The organism is Nitrosomonas communis (assembly GCF_900114745.1).
Classification (GTDB): domain Bacteria; phylum Pseudomonadota; class Gammaproteobacteria; order Burkholderiales; family Nitrosomonadaceae; genus Nitrosomonas; species Nitrosomonas communis_A.
In genome coordinates, this window is record NZ_FOUB01000026.1 from 37379 (window position 1) to 52240 (window position 14862).

Below are 14862 nucleotides of genomic sequence, written 5' to 3' on the forward strand. Positions count from 1 at the left end.
AAAAATAAGAAGTATGGCAAATCTAATTAAAGTAGAAGTTCCCGATATAGGCGATTTCAAAGATGTTTCCGTCATTGAAGTGCTGGTAAAACCAGGTGATAAGATTGAAAAAGAAACTTCATTAATTACCCTGGAGACGGAGAAAGCATCGATAGAAGTGCCTTCTCCTGAGGCAGGGGTTGTCAGGGAAATGCTCGTTAAGGTTGGAGATAAGATATCGCAGGGATCACCGATCATTACGTTAGAAGTCCTTGCTCCTGCTCCAGAACCAGAACCAGAACCAGAAGCTACTCCAACTGAGGCCCGGCCAGCAGCGACCACGCGTGGGACTGTACATGCCGAAGTCGTTGTGCTGGGGGCAGGGCCGGGTGGTTACACGGCGGCTTTCCGTGCAGCTGATTTGGGTAAGCAAGTGGTGCTGATAGAGCGTTATCCAACATTAGGAGGAGTATGCCTGAATGTGGGTTGTATTCCTTCTAAAGCGCTGTTGCATGTGGCGAAAGTGATTACTGAGACTAAAGAAATCGAGCAGCAGGGTATCGTTTTTAGTAAACCTCAGGTTACTATCGATAAGTTGCGGACTTGGAAAGAGTCTGTTGTGGGTAAGCTCACTAAAGGGTTGGCAGCACTCGCCAAACAGCGCAAGGTAGAAATTATCCAGGGTGCCGGTAAGTTTGTTTCTCCTAACATGATGGAAGTGGACACCGCTGACGGTATCAAAACGGTTTCATTTGATCATTGTATTATCGCTGCAGGTTCAACTGCTGCGCGTATTCCGGGGGTTCCTTACGATGATACTCGTATGATGGATTCTACTGATGCATTGAGATTACTGGATATTCCTAAAAGAATGCTGGTGATCGGTGGAGGCATTATCGGCCTGGAAATGGCAACCGTGTATGATGCGCTGGGTAGTCAAATAAGCATAGTCGAGCAGATGGATCAACTCATTCCAGGGGCTGATAATGATCTGGTCAAGCCGCTTTACCAGCATTTACTGAAACGTTATGAAGCGATCTATCTCGGCACCAAGGTCAGTAAGATTGAAGCCGAGGAAAAAGGATTGAACGTGGTTTTTGAGGGGGATCATGCCCCTGAGCCTCAATTATATGATCGTATTCTGATTGCAGTGGGGCGTCGTCCTAATGGAAAAATGATTGGTGCGGAACATGCGAATGTGCATGTAAACGAGCGTGGTTTTATTCCAGTGGATATGCAAATGCGCACCAATATCCCGCATATTTTTGCGATTGGTGATATTGCAGGAGAGCCTATGCTGGCGCATAAGGCGACGTATGAAGGTAAACTTGCTGCCGAGGTGATTGCTGGGCATAAAGTAGCCTTTGATGCGCGTACTATTCCTTCAGTAGCTTATACTGATCCAGAAATTGCCTGGATGGGTTTGACTGAGGTTGAAGCCAAAAAACAAGGAATTGAGTATGAAAAAGCAACCTTTCCTTGGGCAGCCAGCGGCCGTGCGATTGCTATGGGGCGTGAGGAAGGTTTCACCAAGTTGTTATTAGATAAAAATTCTCGTCAAATCCTGGGTGCCGGTATTATCGGTGCGCATGCTGGTGAGTTAATTGCAGAAACCGTACTCGCGCTGGAGATGGGCGTCGATGCGCAAGATATCAGCCTGACTATTCATCCTCATCCGACTTTGTCTGAAACGATTTTCTTCTCTGCGGAAATAGCAGAGAATACGATAACCGATTTATATATGCCTAAGCGATAGTTTTATCATTCATGCTTCATTGAGTCTGATGGGTGATTTTTAGGTTCGGGTTGTGCAGATGGACTATCCCAATAAGGTTCTCTACCAATACGAGCTGAAAGAAAATCAATAAATGAGCGAACTTTAGCTGGCAAATAACGATTAGGAAGATAACAAGCATAAACATAGCGCTCTACCGGTATATATTCAGACAATACTGCCTGTAAATGACCATTTTGCAGCTCTTTTCCAATGGTAAAGGTAGGTAACAGCGCAATACCCAGGCCACCGAGCACAGCTTGAGAAAGCGCATCGTCATCGTTGATACGCAGTGTTCCTGAGACAGGTACGGCAATTTCTCCTTCCGGCCCTTTAAAGCGCCAGTAACCTTGCTCACCTGAAAGGGTGTAGTCGAGGCAGTTATGCTTGACCAAGTCACTCGGTGTTAGCGGAACGCCGCGTCTTCGAAAATAGTCCGGTGTGGCAACCAGTTTTCGACGTACAGGCGCTAGCTTACGAGCAACCAAATTAAGATTTGGTTCGCCAGTGACACGAATGATGACATCGTATCCTTCTTCCACGATATCTACTTGACGATCCGTAATGGTCAAATCAATCCGAATTTCAGGATATCGAGCAAGGAAATCAGCCAGGGCGGGTGCAACGTGAAGTGTACCAAATGCCACTGAGGCACAAATTCTAAGCATGCCCCGCGGCTCGGCATGTAAGCTTGTAACCACCTGCTCAGCATGCTCTGCTTCTTCCAGGATGCGTACCGAGTGTTCGGCAAAAGCGCTACCTACTTCGGTCAAGCTAAGATGACGTGTGCTGCGATTCAGCAATCTTGCGCCTAGGTCAACTTCAAGTTTAGCCACAGCTTTACTTACTGCAGAGCGAGAGGTATCCATGCGGCGGGCTGCTTCAGCAAAGCTGCCGGCTTCTACAACACGTGCAAAGGTAGCAATAAGATTAAGATCTTGCATAAATTAATTTCCCATCATAACCAAAAATTAAATTATAAGTTATTTCATTGTTTCCTGACAAACTACAATATATTTCGTTCTAACCTACTTATTTTCTGACTCTTTTATGAATAATATTCATCCTTAAGAAGAAGCTCTAATGTTAGATTATAAAAAGTTTCATTTGTTTATATCGGAACTTAAAGATGAAAATCAAGAGCACCTGATTAATATGATTTTTTTAATAGAAACGGGAAGTAATTATTATTACTATAAAGCAAGCATACTACTGTTGACAGATGAGCACGTATACTAATGCAATTATACTAAGTAGAAAATAAATGAAAATTTACAGGTATAAGTGAAATGAAAATTAAATTATATAATTTCATGATTGCACTACCGCGGATACTTCTGATCGGCACAAAAGCTTTGGTTATCTCCCTCAGCTTTGTGACAGCGGTTGCCGTAGCAGCAGAGAATTCATATAACATTGTCGAAGTTGCCAGAGCCGAGGTGGAGAGTAAAAGCTGTAACTATCTGGGGAAAGTTTGGGGAAGCTCAGATTGGGGTAAATTATCTAAAAATGCGAGAAAGCACAAGGCGGAAGATAGGGCCTTAAGAATGGCTTCTGAACTTAAAGCTAGTCACCTCGTGTGGCGAGAAAATTCAACAGAATCTGATTCTTATCCGCATGCTTCTGGCGATGCTTATGATTGTGTAACTGGGGTAAAATCCAGTAATATCGCTAAAGAAAGAAATAATGCTCAGAAGAAAATAAATTAATAATAATAAAATTATAAAATGTAGTTAGAATTAGGGCGTGACTAAAAGGCTTATTTAACCTACGTCACGCCATTTTATTTTATTGAGTGAGCTGTTGTTGCTTGCTTCGCCTCAAGTCAGTTATTTGTTCCATCAAAATTCTTTTTTCAGTTTCCAGCTCTTGGTATTGGGTATGGAGTCGATCTAGATCAGAGGAGTATTCCCGTATCCGCTTCTGGCGGTCTTGCTTTTTTCGGACCATTTCTTCGTAACTTGGTGGAGAACCACCGATCGTTACTTCTGGTAAAAAATCACTCATTTTGGCTGATCCCAGCTCAGGAGATGCTCCCGTTTGAGGATATGTTCCCATTGGGGGAATGGAAGTTATTTCTTCTTGCTGTTGTAATTCATTACGACGAAGCTCTTGTACCATCTGGAATTGCTGATAGATATTTTGCTGATTCTGATTTATTTGTAATAAGTCAGCTTCTAGTTGGCGAATTTGCTCGTCAATGACGGATTGTGCTTGTGCAGAAAGTGAAATCAACAGCAAGCCAAGAAGAAGGAAAGCAGATGATGTTGTGCTCCATCCATAACCCATTCCGATAAATCGCAATGCTCTGTTCCTAATATTTCGCAGCAGGTGCTTCATAATTTTCGATAAGGACAATTTGTTTTAGTACAATCAGCATAGAGAGACAGTGAATGGTCCTGCAGACTGAATCCACGATCTTTGGCAATTTTTATTTGACGTTTCTCGATTTCTGCATCATAGAATTCTTCTACATGACCACATTGTAAACAAACTAAATGATCATGATGCGAGTCACTACGTAGCTCGAATACGGCTTTGCCACTTTCAAAATGATGTCGTTCAAGTAAACCAGCCTGCTCAAACTGAGTTAACACACGGTAGACTGTCGCAAGACCGATATCTTCTCCTTCATTGAGTAATTCTTTATAGACATCTTCTGCTGATAAGTGGCGAACCGAGCTATTCTCAAATAGGTTGAGTATCTTGAGACGGGGTAGGGTCGTTTTTAAGCCAATTGTTTTGAGGTCAATACCTTTGAGATCTTCATATTTGCTCATGGTTTAATCCATCCGGGAAATTATTTGCTGTATCATATAGTATAGTGCTTAGTTTACTTTAAAAACACTCGTGCTTAGTATGCATCTAAAAATACTCCTGTTATTTGTTGCTTTTTTATTTTTTGGTTGTACTTTTATCCCAGCGCTGCCCTATAAAATCGATATCCAGCAGGGTAATGTAGTTACTCAAGAAATGATAGAGAAATTAAAACCGGGGATGACCCGGTCGCAAGTGCGTTTTGTTTTGGGTACGCCACTTATTACTGATGTGTTTCATAACAATCGCTGGGACTATTTTTATTATTTGGCGCCACGTGGAGCATTGTCTGAGAAGCGAACGCTTACTGTAATTTTTGATGGCGATCGGCTTTCTCATATTGACGGGGATTTTTCACTTTCCCCTTCTTCAGATAGTTTGTTGTCAGCAACTCCTCGTATGGAAGAAGAGCGTCTGCAATACTTGAAGGGAGATCAAGGTGAAAATGATAAAGGTTCTAATTAATAACCTAACAAAACATGCTGTAGTAAGTGGTAAGGAATAATTAACCCTATCATTTGGTCTATGATATCCAATCAGTTCAATCTCGGAATGGGGTAGAATGGCATTAAATAATTAGATAGTTTTTCTGGAAAAATGACAACCCTGAATATTGCTGTGGCTGGAAGTACCGGGCGCATGGGGAGAGTGCTCCTGGAAATGATTGCTGAGTCATCAGATATGCGGTTATCTGCTGCATTGGAACAAAAAGATAATCCATTTTTGAAGAAGGATGCGGGTGAACTGATTGGATCACCTTGTGGTATTCCGATTAAGAGCGATTTTGTGTCAGCGTTACCTGGTAGTGATGTGTTGGTAGATTTTACGCGTCCTGCCGGCACACTTGCACATCTCGCCATCTGCCGTAATGCCGGCATAAAAATGGTCATTGGCACGACTGGGTTTTCGGCAGCTGAGAAAGAAGTACTCAAGGCGGCGTCGAAGGATATTGCTATCGTATTCGCACCCAATATGAGTGTGGGTGTAAATGTCATGTTCAAACTATTAGAAGTGGCTGCAAGCAAGTTACTTAATGAATACGATATAGAAATTGTAGAAGCACATCATCGACACAAAGTAGATGCGCCGTCTGGCACGGCTTTGCGTATGGGCGAAGTTATTGCGCAAACATTGAACAGAGACTTGATGAAAGTCGCTGTTTATGGCCGTGAAGGAGCCACTGGAGAGCGTGCTGCTGAAACGATTGGTTTTGCAACTATTCGTGGCGGCGATATAGTAGGTGACCATACCGCTATTTTTGCAGGTATAGGTGAACGCATTGAGATCACTCACAAGGCTAGTAGTCGCAAAACATTTGCTGTCGGAGCATTACGCGCTGCCAGGTTCCTTGCTACGCAACGTAGTGGCTTGTTTGATATGCAAGATGTGCTAGGTTTGCGGTAAAGAAAATCAAATCATAATTATCTGGTCTCATTATGGCGACTTATGCTATTGGCGATGTGCAAGGTTGCTATGAAGCATTCCAACAGCTTATTGAATTAATTGGATTTAACGCTACAAGAGATAAATTGTGGTTAGTGGGTGATCTCGTCAATCGTGGGCCGGATTCACTCATTTTATTGCGTTCTATCATAAAACTAGGCAACGCAGTCATTCCAGTATTAGGTAATCATGATTTACATTTGCTTCTAGTTGCAGAAGGCTTAAGTAAACAGCATTCAGGTGATACGTTGCAGGCTATTTTGGATGCGCCTGATCGTAATAATTTGCTAAACTGGCTGCGCCATCAAAAATTGCTCTATGTTGAGGATGAATATGCTTTAGTCCATGCTGGTATACTGCCATGCTGGGATATTCCTCAAGCGGCAGAGCTTGCGCATGAAGTAGAAACTGCATTACGTAAAGAAAATTATCATGAATTTTTTTTACATATGTATGGTAATGAACCAAATTTCTGGCATGATAACTTGACTGGTTATGAGCGATTGCGAGTCATCATTAATGCGATGACTCGCCTGCGTGTCTGTACACCGGATGGCAAGATGGATTTCGCCTATAAAGGTCCGCTTCAGTCTATTCCCCAAGGTTACTTACCCTGGTTTGAAGCGCCTAATCGTGCCAGCAAATCGACTACCATCATTTTTGGTCACTGGTCTGCACTCGGTCTACAGATTAAGGAAAACTTGATAGCGTTGGATACAGGTTGTTTTTGGGGAGGAAGGCTTACCGCTATTCGCTTGGAAGACCGGAGAGTTTTTCAGGTACCTTGCGCACCACGGGTAGTTGCAGCATTTCAGCAATAGCATGCTCCGATAAGCGCGCTAATTCTCGCCGATTCTTACCTGTACAGCTGATCGGATCCAAAAAATATAATTCAGCCTTTATGACAGGTTGCTTTAGTATAAGTTTCAGTGACTCTACAATAGTCGAGTCAACATAAGCTATGTTGGCATTATGCGCTCCTGTCATATCGCGATATTTGATCGCAACTGGGTAAAGCATTGCTTGCATGGTTACTGCAGATTGGAGCAAAGAGGCATGAAAGTGCAGAAGGGTTGTTCCATCGCTGGTTTTACCTTCCGGAAAGATCGCAACACTATCTCCGGCACCAAGTGCTTCGCCGATATGTTGGTTAACGCGCCTCGTATCATTACGTTTCTCGCGTTCAATAAAAATGGTACCCGCTCTATGACATAAGATATTAAGTAGGGGCCAGCTGAGAATCTCAGTTTTAGCTACAAACCTGACAGGATACAGCGCCAAAATAATTATAATATCCAGCCAGGAGATATGATTGGCAATTAATATGACACGCTGCTTATCTTCGGGAGGCAAGGCGCCACTGCGGCTTAATTTGATATTTAGAATTTCAAGTAGATTTCTCGCCCATTTCCGCGCGATATATCTCTGTCTGGATCGACTAAAATAGGGATAAGCAATGGACTGGAACAAACCGGAAAAGATGTGCAGCAATAACCTGCTAAACCGGATGATCTGAATTGTTTTAGAAGTTTGGGTGCTATTCATGAGATCATGAAATAGTTAATGTGACCTTGTCGCTAAACAAAGCCTAACTCTCTTCCTAGGATCTGCGACTGTGACTTCTATTAAATTCATAAGATAGCTTATTATTCCATTTCTAAATCAAACCTGATTTTGTCGGCTTCTCCCTGCCGTGTTATTCATACCATCTGCGGCTCACCTTCGCGTCATATTTGATTTTGAAATGGAATTACGTTAGGAATAGAGTAGATAATCTTAATTTTAATCCTAGAAGATCCGATTTCCAAATGCTTCAAAATAAAGCTGATCGATTTCGTCGTGACTAAACCGATGATTTTGACCGCCCCGGTGTGTAATTTTGATGGCACCTAATAATGAAGCAAGCTGGCCGGTTGTTTGCCAGCCCATATCATGGGCGATGCCATAAAGTAATCCAGCTCGATAAGCATCACCACAACCCGTGGGATCGATAATTGCATCGGATTTAACGCAGGGAATTTCAAGCTGGCGACCTTCTGCATAAATCGTAGAACCCTGTGCACCTTTAGTAATGATCAGGGCTTTAACGCTATCGGCAAGCTCACTCAAAGTGTATTTCGTTCGTTCTTGCAGCAGCTGACCTTCATAATCATTGACCGCGATATAATCAGCTTTATTGACAAAATCAATCAATTCATCACCACTGAACATAGGTAATCCTTGACCAGGATCAAATATAAAAGGAATACCGTATTCTTGGAACTCGCGTGCATGAGCAATCATACCATCGCGACCATCAGGCGCAACGATGCCTAGATTGATATTCTTTGCATCTTTTACCGAATTATAGTGCGAAAAATTCATAGCTCCAGGATGAAAGGCCGTAATTTGGTTATCATCTAAGTCAGTCGTAATAAATGCCTGCGCAGTAAATGCATCATTTATCTGACGAATATAGGTTTTTGCCAAATTCAATTTCTCTAACCGATATGCATAAGGTTGGAAATCATTCCCTACTGTTGCCATAATCATTGGGTTTCCACCCAGCATGCTTAAATTATAAGCAATATTGGCGGCACATCCTCCGAACTCACGCCGCAGGTCAGGAACAAGAAAGGCCACATTTAGCACATGAAGCTTGTCAGGTAGAATATGGTGCTTAAAATGATCTTGAAACACCATTATGGTGTCATAAGCTATAGAGCCGCATATAAGTGTATGCATGGGTTATAAGTGTTGGAGCTGGAGAGTATCTAAAGTACATAAGAAAAGCTTTTCCCCGAACAGATCAATATTCAAACAGATCAGTCGGGGAGTCAGCTAATATTTGAAGTACAATCGCAATTGATTATGGCTTCCAGGTTAAATCTAATTCCCGGGCAGCTTTGACGTCATCCAGTTTGCGTAGAGGCATATCATGCGGAGCACTTTTTACCATTTCTGCTTGCTCCTGAATTTCTACCAGAATTTCCTTCATGGCAGCAGCGAATGCATCTAACGTCTCTTTGGACTCTGTTTCGGCAGGTTCAATGAGCAAACACTCGGGAATTAATATTGGAAAATAGGTGGTAGGCGCATGGTAGCCTTTATCCAGGAGTCGTTTAGCTAAATTCATCGCAGTAACACCTGTTTTTTCTTTGATCTCTTTCAGTGTGACGATAAATTCATGGCTTGCGCGTCGTGTCGGGAAGGCAATCTCAAAGCCGACTTTGCTCAATTCTGCCATTAAATAATTGGCGTTGAGCGTGGCGTATTCAGAAACACGGTTCATTCCTTTTGCTCCCAGCAAACGTACATAAACATAAGCCCGCAGCAATACTCCCGCATTCCCCATATGTGCTGATAATCGACCGATTGTGTGTGGTACATCCTTTTCAGTCAACCAGCGATAGACTCCCTTTTCATAAGCAACCATAGGTACAGGTAAATAGGGCAGCAAACGCTCGGCGACACCTACTGGGGCCGCGCCAGGACCGCCGCCGCCATGAGGTGTTGAGAAAGTTTTGTGTAAATTGATATGAATAACATCGAACCCCATATCGCCTGGCTTGACTTTACCGAGTACAGCGTTAAGGTTGGCTCCGTCATAATACAATAACCCACCTGCATCATGAACAATACGGCTCATCTCGGAAACATTTTTCTCAAAAACTCCCAAAGTTGAGGGATTAGTCAGCATCAAACCAGCAGTTTGTGGGCCGACAGCTGCTTTTAATGCAGCCATATCCACATTACCTTCTTTATCTGTGGCTATTTCGACCACTTTGTAGCCACACATAACAGCAGTAGCCGGATTGGTGCCATGCGCAGCATCAGGCACGATGATTTCCGTGCGTTTTTTGTCGCCACGTGCCTCATGGTAGGCGCGTATCATCATGACCCCAATTAACTCACCTTGCGCACCTGCCATAGGTGTCAGGCTAACGCCTGCCATCCCGGTTACATCCTTCAATATTTCCTGCAGTTCATACATGCAAGCAAGAAAGCCTTGTCCTGTGTCTTCGGGCGCCAAAGGATGTCGTGCCAGAAACTGCGGTAACATCGCGAGCGCATTGCAAGCTCGCGGGTTATATTTCATCGTACAGGAACCCAGCGGGTAAAATTCTGTATCGATTGAAAAATTCTTTTGGGAAAGGCGGGTGTAATGACGTACTACATCCATCTCCGAAGCCTCCGGCAGAAGCATAGGCGATTTGCGTAGCAGATTTTGTGGAATATTCTGTTTTTCTGCTTTGATGGTTGAAAATTGCGAGCGATTACGCCGTCCAGGTCGTGAGTGTTCAAATATCAACATATGATTTTTACATAATTGGAGATTAATTCAAAGCAACTGGAGTTGCATGATAATTGGATCCGATTCATCCGTATTTTTTAAGAATCTTCCCGAGCATTTCGCTGTATTTATTCAAATCATCAGCTGTTTTCGTTTCGGTGGCACATACTAGCAAAGCATTATTCAATTCAGGGTAATGCTCTTGCAAGTTTAATCCGCCAAGAATCCGTTGTTCCTTAAGGGCTTGCAGAATTTCATTAACTGGTCCCGGTAGCGTCAGTGTGACCTCATGAAAACAAGATCCGCTATAGACTCGTTTTACCCCGGGTAATTTCTCCAATTGCTCTGTTAGCTGTAACATATTAGCATGTGATTGAGCCGCTACCTGCCGTAATCCTTCAGGCCCTAATAAAGACATATAAATGGTTGCTGCTGTTACCATTAATCCTTGATTAGTACAGATATTCGAGGTGGCTTTGGAGCGACGGATATGTTGTTCGCGTGCTTGTAAAGTCAACACAAAACCTGGTTTATTATCCAAATCAACCGTTCGGCCGATGATGCGCCCTGGCATTTGGCGAACCAAGTCATGCTTGCATGTCATAAACCCGAAATAAGGTCCGCCGCTGGAAAGAGGAATACCCAGAGGTTGACCTTCACCCACTGCAATATCTGCGCCTTGAGCACCCCATTCGCCTGGGGGCACCAGCATCGCAAGCGACATTGGATTCACGACAGCAATGACGGATGAATGTTTTTTGTGCGCCCAGTCTGTCATCGCATCGACTTGCTCAAGAACACCAAAGAAATTAGGTTGGGGAATGACGAGTGCAGCAAAATCTTCTTGGCCAAATGGTTCAAGATGCTCAAGGAGAACCTGTCCTGACTCAGGGCAGAAAGGGATTTCCACCACCTCAATATCCTGGTTTCTGACGATAGCGTGCAATACCTTACGGTAAGCAGGATGAACCGTGCGCGGCACCAGAATTCGACGTGATGTCTTATGTTGGCGAACAGCCATCAAAGCAGCCTCAGCAAGTGCTGTTGCACCGTCATATAGACTTGCGTTTGATACGTCCATACCAGTCAATGAGGCCATCATCGTTTGGTATTCATACAATAATTGGAGCGTACCTTGGCTTGCTTCAGCTTGATAGGGCGTGTAGGAAGAATAGAATTCACCGCGAGTCGTAATTTGCCAGACTGCTGCAGGAATATGGTGTTCATAGGCGCCAGCGCCAATGAAGCTGAGATAAAATCCATCAGCTTGCGCGCGCTCCAGCATGAGTCTTGATATCTCCATCTCAGACATGCCTGGGGGTACACGTGTTAATGCGCCTGTTTTTAGATCAGGAGGAATTTCATCAAATAATTCTTCAATAGAGCTTGCTCCGATACTTGCAAGCATCTCTTTGACATCTTCTTCAGTATGAGGAATGAACGGCATGATTGATAGTATTTAAAAATATTTCATTGCAATGAATCAAAAAGAAAAGAACTGGAAGTTAATGTCCTTCGCTTTCCAATGCTTTTTCATACCCCTGCGCATCAAGTAAACTTGCTAGGTCAGCAGCATTGTCTGGCTTCAATTTAAATAACCATGCTTGATAGGGATCTTGATTGATTTTTTCTGGTGAAGATTCCAATTCAGAGTTCACTGCAACAACTTCACCTGCTACAGGAGAATAAACATCGGCGGCAGCTTTGACAGATTCAACCACGACGCACTCCTCTTTTTGTGCAAGCGTGCGGCCAATTTTTGGTAATTCAACAAATACCATGTCTCCGAGTAATTCTTGAGCGTGCTGGGTGATGCCTACCGTGATTGTGCCATCGCTTTCGGATTTTACCCATTCATGTGATTTTGTATATTTTAGTTGTGTTGGGATACTCATTTTTAACTCCAAAATTAGGAAAATTTTAGTGGTCTCGGGGTCAAACCAAAATTTGACCGTTTCGTACAAATGGATATTTTACGACTTTGGCAGCGAGTTTTTTATCTCGTACCAATACATGAACTTCTTCGCCAATGGCGACTTCTGCTGGCAGGCGTGCCAAAGCGATTGATTGATTAAGCGTGGGTGAAAAACCACCACTGGTAATTTCTCCCTCACCATCAGCTTGATCATGGTGCGTTACCACTTTCTGATGACTACGAAGTACACCTTTATCCAATAATAATAGACCGAATAATTGTCGTTTGGTAGTCGTTTGCAAGAGCGCTTGCTTACCAATAAAATCCCGCTCGCTTTTCAGATCGACTGTCCAGGCTAATCCTGATTCGAGTGGGTTAGTGGCTTCATCCATGTCCTGACCATAAAGATTCATTCCGGCTTCTAAACGCAACGTATCGCGCGCACCCAATCCTGCCGGCGCTACACCCGCTGCGTATAGTTTTTTCCAGAAATCCACAGCGTCACTGGCGGGTAAAATAATCTCAAAACCATCTTCCCCGGTATAGCCCGTGCGTGCAATAAAATATTGCTCGAATGTTGCTGCTTGGAATTGCTTCAGATTTTCCGTGGCTGCCTGGGAACTGGGAATGACTTGCCAGACTTTAACGCGTGCTTTGGGACCTTGTACGGCAATCATTGCCAAGTCACGGCGTGGTTTTATTTCAAGATGAGGTGCGGTTTTATCACGTTGTGAAGTGATCCATGCAACATCTTTATCTGCAGTACCTGCATTGACTACTAATCGAAACCAGGATTCTGATAAAAAATAGATAATAAGATCATCAATGATCCCACCATCAGGATTAAGCATACAGGTATAAAGCGCTTTACCTGATACAGTAAGCTTATCTACATTATTGGCAACCAGTTGTCGCAGAAAATGACGAACATTCTCACCTTGAATATCAACAACCAGCATATGTGACACATCGAACATACCTGCATCCTGCCTAACCTTATGGTGTTCTTCTAGTTGTGATCCATAATGAAGCGGCATATCCCAACCACCAAAATCAACCATTTTTGCGTTCATGTCTCGGTGGGTCTGATTAAGAGGGGTTATTTTTAGCACAGATTTTCTCCCTAAGATAAAAAATGAAGCCTTCTCTTGGACTTCACCCCTCTGTCCTTTTACCTGAGAGTTTTACGGTAGAATTTTGTCCGCGTGCCCCTTCGGTGGCTGAACTCACAGTTCGGCGCTCTCCAGATTGCCTGTCGCAAGCAGTTTTTTAGTCAATGCTGTTTTTCTTAACTATACCTGAGCGATTCCGGGGGGGTTACGCCTTCGGCGGCGCTTAAACAAAGCGCACTCTCCTGCTTGGATATATTAAATGGCAGGTCGCCACTATACCTTAGCTAAGTTAGCGAAACAAGATGGTTATATGGATCATTCTTTTTTCAGGTATCAAGATATCAAAATATTCTTTCCAGTATGCAACAACATCTCTGAATTTTCTCATACAAAGGAGAATCTAAAGGAACAGATAAAGTGCTGTATTAATCAATACATACTGGAAATAAAATACGAAAGGAATTTAGATATTATCTATTATTAGCTATTTACGGCAGATCAATAGTAGTAAATAAAAAAGTTGTTGAATAGAGACAAATTTACTTATTTCAATTAATATTGAATCATTCATATTTATCATGATATCAATTCTGCAAATGAGCTGGAAAAAAGTCTTTGCTTTAGCCTTATTAGCCTGCCATCCTGTAGAAATAAAAATTTGCTGAGCTAGTAAATATAAATTGGAATTTGACGAATACTTTCTAAAAAGGTATATTAGCCGACTTTCCGGGGTGTAGCGTAGCCTGGTAGCGCGCCTGGTTTGGGACCAGGATGTCGGGAGTTCAAATCTCTCCACCCCGACCAGTATATTCTGCTGTGTTGGATTAAACCCGGCTTGAGTAGTGCCCGTAGCTCAACCGGATAGAGCACCAGCCTTCTAAGCTGGGGGTTACAGGTTCGATTCCTGTCGGGCACGCCAAGACTATATCTTTAAATTACAAAAAGTCATTGGTAAAGTGATTAGCATACCGATTTAGAGTAGATGGTGGCTGTAGCTCAGTGGTAGAGTCCCGGATTGTGATTCCGGTTGTCGTGGGTTCAATCCCCATCAGCCACCCCATTAAAATCAAGTAGTTACATCTGTCATTTCACTTTTTAGCCCCACAACAAGCTAACACTTTCAAAACAAGGCTCTAATCTTCCCAGGAGTAAAACCGCGCCACCGCTCAGGCACAAAAAACATATTGTTGTTTAAATAGTGGCCTCGCAATCTTTGCCTAACAAGGCGCTTGTAATCCTACTTTTATTCTTCTCAGATTATTCAGCTTATATTCATATATTCTTCAGTATAAATTTATTGCCATTAGGGTCTGTTGACATTTCACATAGGTAGCCACAGATATCCACACGCTATGGCTACCATACTCTCGTAATTTCGCTTCAGTTTGTCGTATCGCGTTGCTATTGCCCGATACTGTTTTAGCCTGGCAAAAGCATTCTCCACCCAATGCCGATATTTATATAAACCCCAATCCATATCTGCATTACCCTTCAACGAGTTGCGCTTTCTCGGTATCACAGCCTGAACCCCCTTCTTCGTTATCTGTTC

15 protein-coding genes, 3 tRNA genes and 2 riboswitches are annotated in these 14862 nt (G+C 43.1%); of the genes, 8 read left to right on the forward strand and 10 right to left on the reverse strand.

What is annotated here, in order from left to right:
- The first annotated feature begins 13 nt into the window (after positions 1 to 13).
- Positions 14 to 1735: a dihydrolipoyl dehydrogenase gene (lpdA, locus tag BM122_RS10895; protein ID WP_074905584.1), complete on the forward strand. Its 1722-nt coding sequence runs from the start codon at positions 14 to 16 to the stop codon at positions 1733 to 1735.
- A gap of 5 nt (positions 1736 to 1740) precedes the next feature.
- On the opposite strand, the gene BM122_RS10900 is transcribed toward lpdA, so the two are convergent.
- A complete protein-coding gene (locus tag BM122_RS10900) occupies positions 1741 to 2697 on the reverse strand; it encodes a LysR family transcriptional regulator (RefSeq protein WP_074905585.1) in 957 nt (318 codons plus the stop codon).
- 345 nt (positions 2698 to 3042) lie between these two features.
- On the opposite strand from BM122_RS10900, the gene BM122_RS10905 reads away from it, so the two are divergent.
- Complete coding sequence (locus BM122_RS10905) at positions 3043 to 3462, forward strand: hypothetical protein (RefSeq protein ID WP_074905586.1); 420 nt, start codon at positions 3043 to 3045, stop codon at positions 3460 to 3462.
- Between the two features lie 79 nt (positions 3463 to 3541).
- On the opposite strand, the gene BM122_RS10910 is transcribed toward BM122_RS10905, so the two are convergent.
- Positions 3542 to 4057 carry a hypothetical protein gene (locus BM122_RS10910; protein WP_256212006.1) on the reverse strand — a complete coding sequence of 172 codons (516 nt, stop codon included), beginning with the start codon at positions 4055 to 4057 and terminating at the stop codon, positions 3542 to 3544.
- A gap of 32 nt (positions 4058 to 4089) precedes the next feature.
- Positions 4090 to 4533 (reverse strand): ferric iron uptake transcriptional regulator, encoded by a 444-nt coding sequence (gene fur, locus BM122_RS10915; protein WP_074905587.1) that lies wholly within the window; start codon positions 4531 to 4533, stop codon positions 4090 to 4092.
- Positions 4534 to 4612: 79 nt separating this feature from the next.
- Here fur and BM122_RS10920 point away from each other — a divergent pair, with 79 nt between their 5' ends.
- From BM122_RS10920 to BM122_RS10930, 3 genes are all read left to right on the forward strand, one after another.
- A complete protein-coding gene (locus BM122_RS10920) occupies positions 4613 to 5035 on the forward strand; it encodes an outer membrane protein assembly factor BamE (RefSeq protein ID WP_074905588.1) in 423 nt (140 codons plus the stop codon).
- A gap of 132 nt (positions 5036 to 5167) precedes the next feature.
- On the forward strand, positions 5168 to 5974 hold the full coding sequence (gene dapB / locus BM122_RS10925) for a 4-hydroxy-tetrahydrodipicolinate reductase (protein WP_074905589.1): 807 nt from the start codon (positions 5168 to 5170) through the stop codon (positions 5972 to 5974).
- Positions 5975 to 6006: 32 nt separating this feature from the next.
- Positions 6007 to 6834, forward strand: coding sequence for a symmetrical bis(5'-nucleosyl)-tetraphosphatase (locus tag BM122_RS10930; RefSeq protein WP_074905590.1), 828 nt, complete (start codon positions 6007 to 6009; stop codon positions 6832 to 6834).
- Here the strand turns inward: BM122_RS10930 and BM122_RS10935 are convergent.
- From BM122_RS10935 to gcvT, 6 genes are all read right to left on the reverse strand, one after another.
- Positions 6761 to 7558 (reverse strand): lysophospholipid acyltransferase family protein, encoded by a 798-nt coding sequence (locus BM122_RS10935; protein WP_074905591.1) that lies wholly within the window; start codon positions 7556 to 7558, stop codon positions 6761 to 6763. The two genes, BM122_RS10930 and BM122_RS10935, sit on opposite strands and share 74 nt — an antisense overlap.
- A gap of 243 nt (positions 7559 to 7801) precedes the next feature.
- On the reverse strand, positions 7802 to 8737 hold the full coding sequence (locus tag BM122_RS10940; RefSeq protein ID WP_074905592.1) for a carbohydrate kinase family protein: 936 nt from the start codon (positions 8735 to 8737) through the stop codon (positions 7802 to 7804).
- Between the two features lie 124 nt (positions 8738 to 8861).
- On the reverse strand, positions 8862 to 10307 hold the full coding sequence (gene gcvPB / locus BM122_RS10945) for an aminomethyl-transferring glycine dehydrogenase subunit GcvPB (RefSeq protein ID WP_074905593.1): 1446 nt from the start codon (positions 10305 to 10307) through the stop codon (positions 8862 to 8864).
- Between the two features lie 64 nt (positions 10308 to 10371).
- Positions 10372 to 11733, reverse strand: coding sequence for an aminomethyl-transferring glycine dehydrogenase subunit GcvPA (gene gcvPA, locus BM122_RS10950; RefSeq protein ID WP_074905594.1), 1362 nt, complete (start codon positions 11731 to 11733; stop codon positions 10372 to 10374).
- A gap of 58 nt (positions 11734 to 11791) precedes the next feature.
- Positions 11792 to 12181, reverse strand: coding sequence for a glycine cleavage system protein GcvH (gcvH, locus tag BM122_RS10955; RefSeq protein WP_074905595.1), 390 nt, complete (start codon positions 12179 to 12181; stop codon positions 11792 to 11794).
- 40 nt (positions 12182 to 12221) lie between these two features.
- Complete coding sequence (gcvT, locus tag BM122_RS10960; protein WP_074905596.1) at positions 12222 to 13313, reverse strand: glycine cleavage system aminomethyltransferase GcvT; 1092 nt, start codon at positions 13311 to 13313, stop codon at positions 12222 to 12224.
- A gap of 41 nt (positions 13314 to 13354) precedes the next feature.
- A riboswitch (glycine riboswitch) is annotated at positions 13355 to 13458 on the reverse strand.
- Positions 13459 to 13470: 12 nt separating this feature from the next.
- Positions 13471 to 13568, reverse strand: a riboswitch (glycine riboswitch).
- Between the two features lie 472 nt (positions 13569 to 14040).
- On the opposite strand from gcvT, the gene BM122_RS10970 reads away from it, so the two are divergent.
- The 3 genes from BM122_RS10970 (at position 14041) to BM122_RS10980 (ending at position 14373) form a co-directional block, all read left to right on the forward strand.
- Positions 14041 to 14117 (forward strand) — tRNA-Pro (locus BM122_RS10970).
- Between the two features lie 38 nt (positions 14118 to 14155).
- Positions 14156 to 14232 (forward strand) — tRNA-Arg (locus tag BM122_RS10975).
- Between the two features lie 66 nt (positions 14233 to 14298).
- Positions 14299 to 14373, forward strand: a tRNA-His gene (locus BM122_RS10980).
- Positions 14374 to 14634: 261 nt separating this feature from the next.
- On the opposite strand, the gene BM122_RS10985 is transcribed toward BM122_RS10980, so the two are convergent.
- A partial coding sequence (locus BM122_RS10985; protein ID WP_143083406.1) for a transposase occupies positions 14635 to 14862 on the reverse strand: 228 nt, incomplete at its 5' end.

Bases quoted from the DNA above. Each gene is read 5' to 3' on its own strand.
- lpdA (WP_074905584.1), top strand. From the start codon at position 14: ATGGCAAATCTAATTAAAGTAGAAGTTCCCGATATAGGCGATTTCAAA.
- BM122_RS10900 (WP_074905585.1), bottom strand. From the start codon at position 2,697: ATGCAAGATCTTAATCTTATTGCTACCTTTGCACGTGTTGTAGAAGCC.
- BM122_RS10905 (WP_074905586.1), top strand. From the start codon at position 3,043: ATGAAAATTAAATTATATAATTTCATGATTGCACTACCGCGGATACTT.
- fur (WP_074905587.1), bottom strand. From the start codon at position 4,533: ATGAGCAAATATGAAGATCTCAAAGGTATTGACCTCAAAACAATTGGC.
- BM122_RS10920 (WP_074905588.1), top strand. From the start codon at position 4,613: ATGCATCTAAAAATACTCCTGTTATTTGTTGCTTTTTTATTTTTTGGT.
- dapB (WP_074905589.1), top strand. From the start codon at position 5,168: ATGACAACCCTGAATATTGCTGTGGCTGGAAGTACCGGGCGCATGGGG.
- BM122_RS10930 (WP_074905590.1), top strand. From the start codon at position 6,007: ATGGCGACTTATGCTATTGGCGATGTGCAAGGTTGCTATGAAGCATTC.
- BM122_RS10935 (WP_074905591.1), bottom strand. From the start codon at position 7,558: ATGAATAGCACCCAAACTTCTAAAACAATTCAGATCATCCGGTTTAGC.
- BM122_RS10940 (WP_074905592.1), bottom strand. From the start codon at position 8,737: ATGCATACACTTATATGCGGCTCTATAGCTTATGACACCATAATGGTG.
- gcvPB (WP_074905593.1), bottom strand. From the start codon at position 10,307: ATGTTGATATTTGAACACTCACGACCTGGACGGCGTAATCGCTCGCAA.
- gcvPA (WP_074905594.1), bottom strand. From the start codon at position 11,733: ATGCCGTTCATTCCTCATACTGAAGAAGATGTCAAAGAGATGCTTGCA.
- gcvH (WP_074905595.1), bottom strand. From the start codon at position 12,181: ATGAGTATCCCAACACAACTAAAATATACAAAATCACATGAATGGGTA.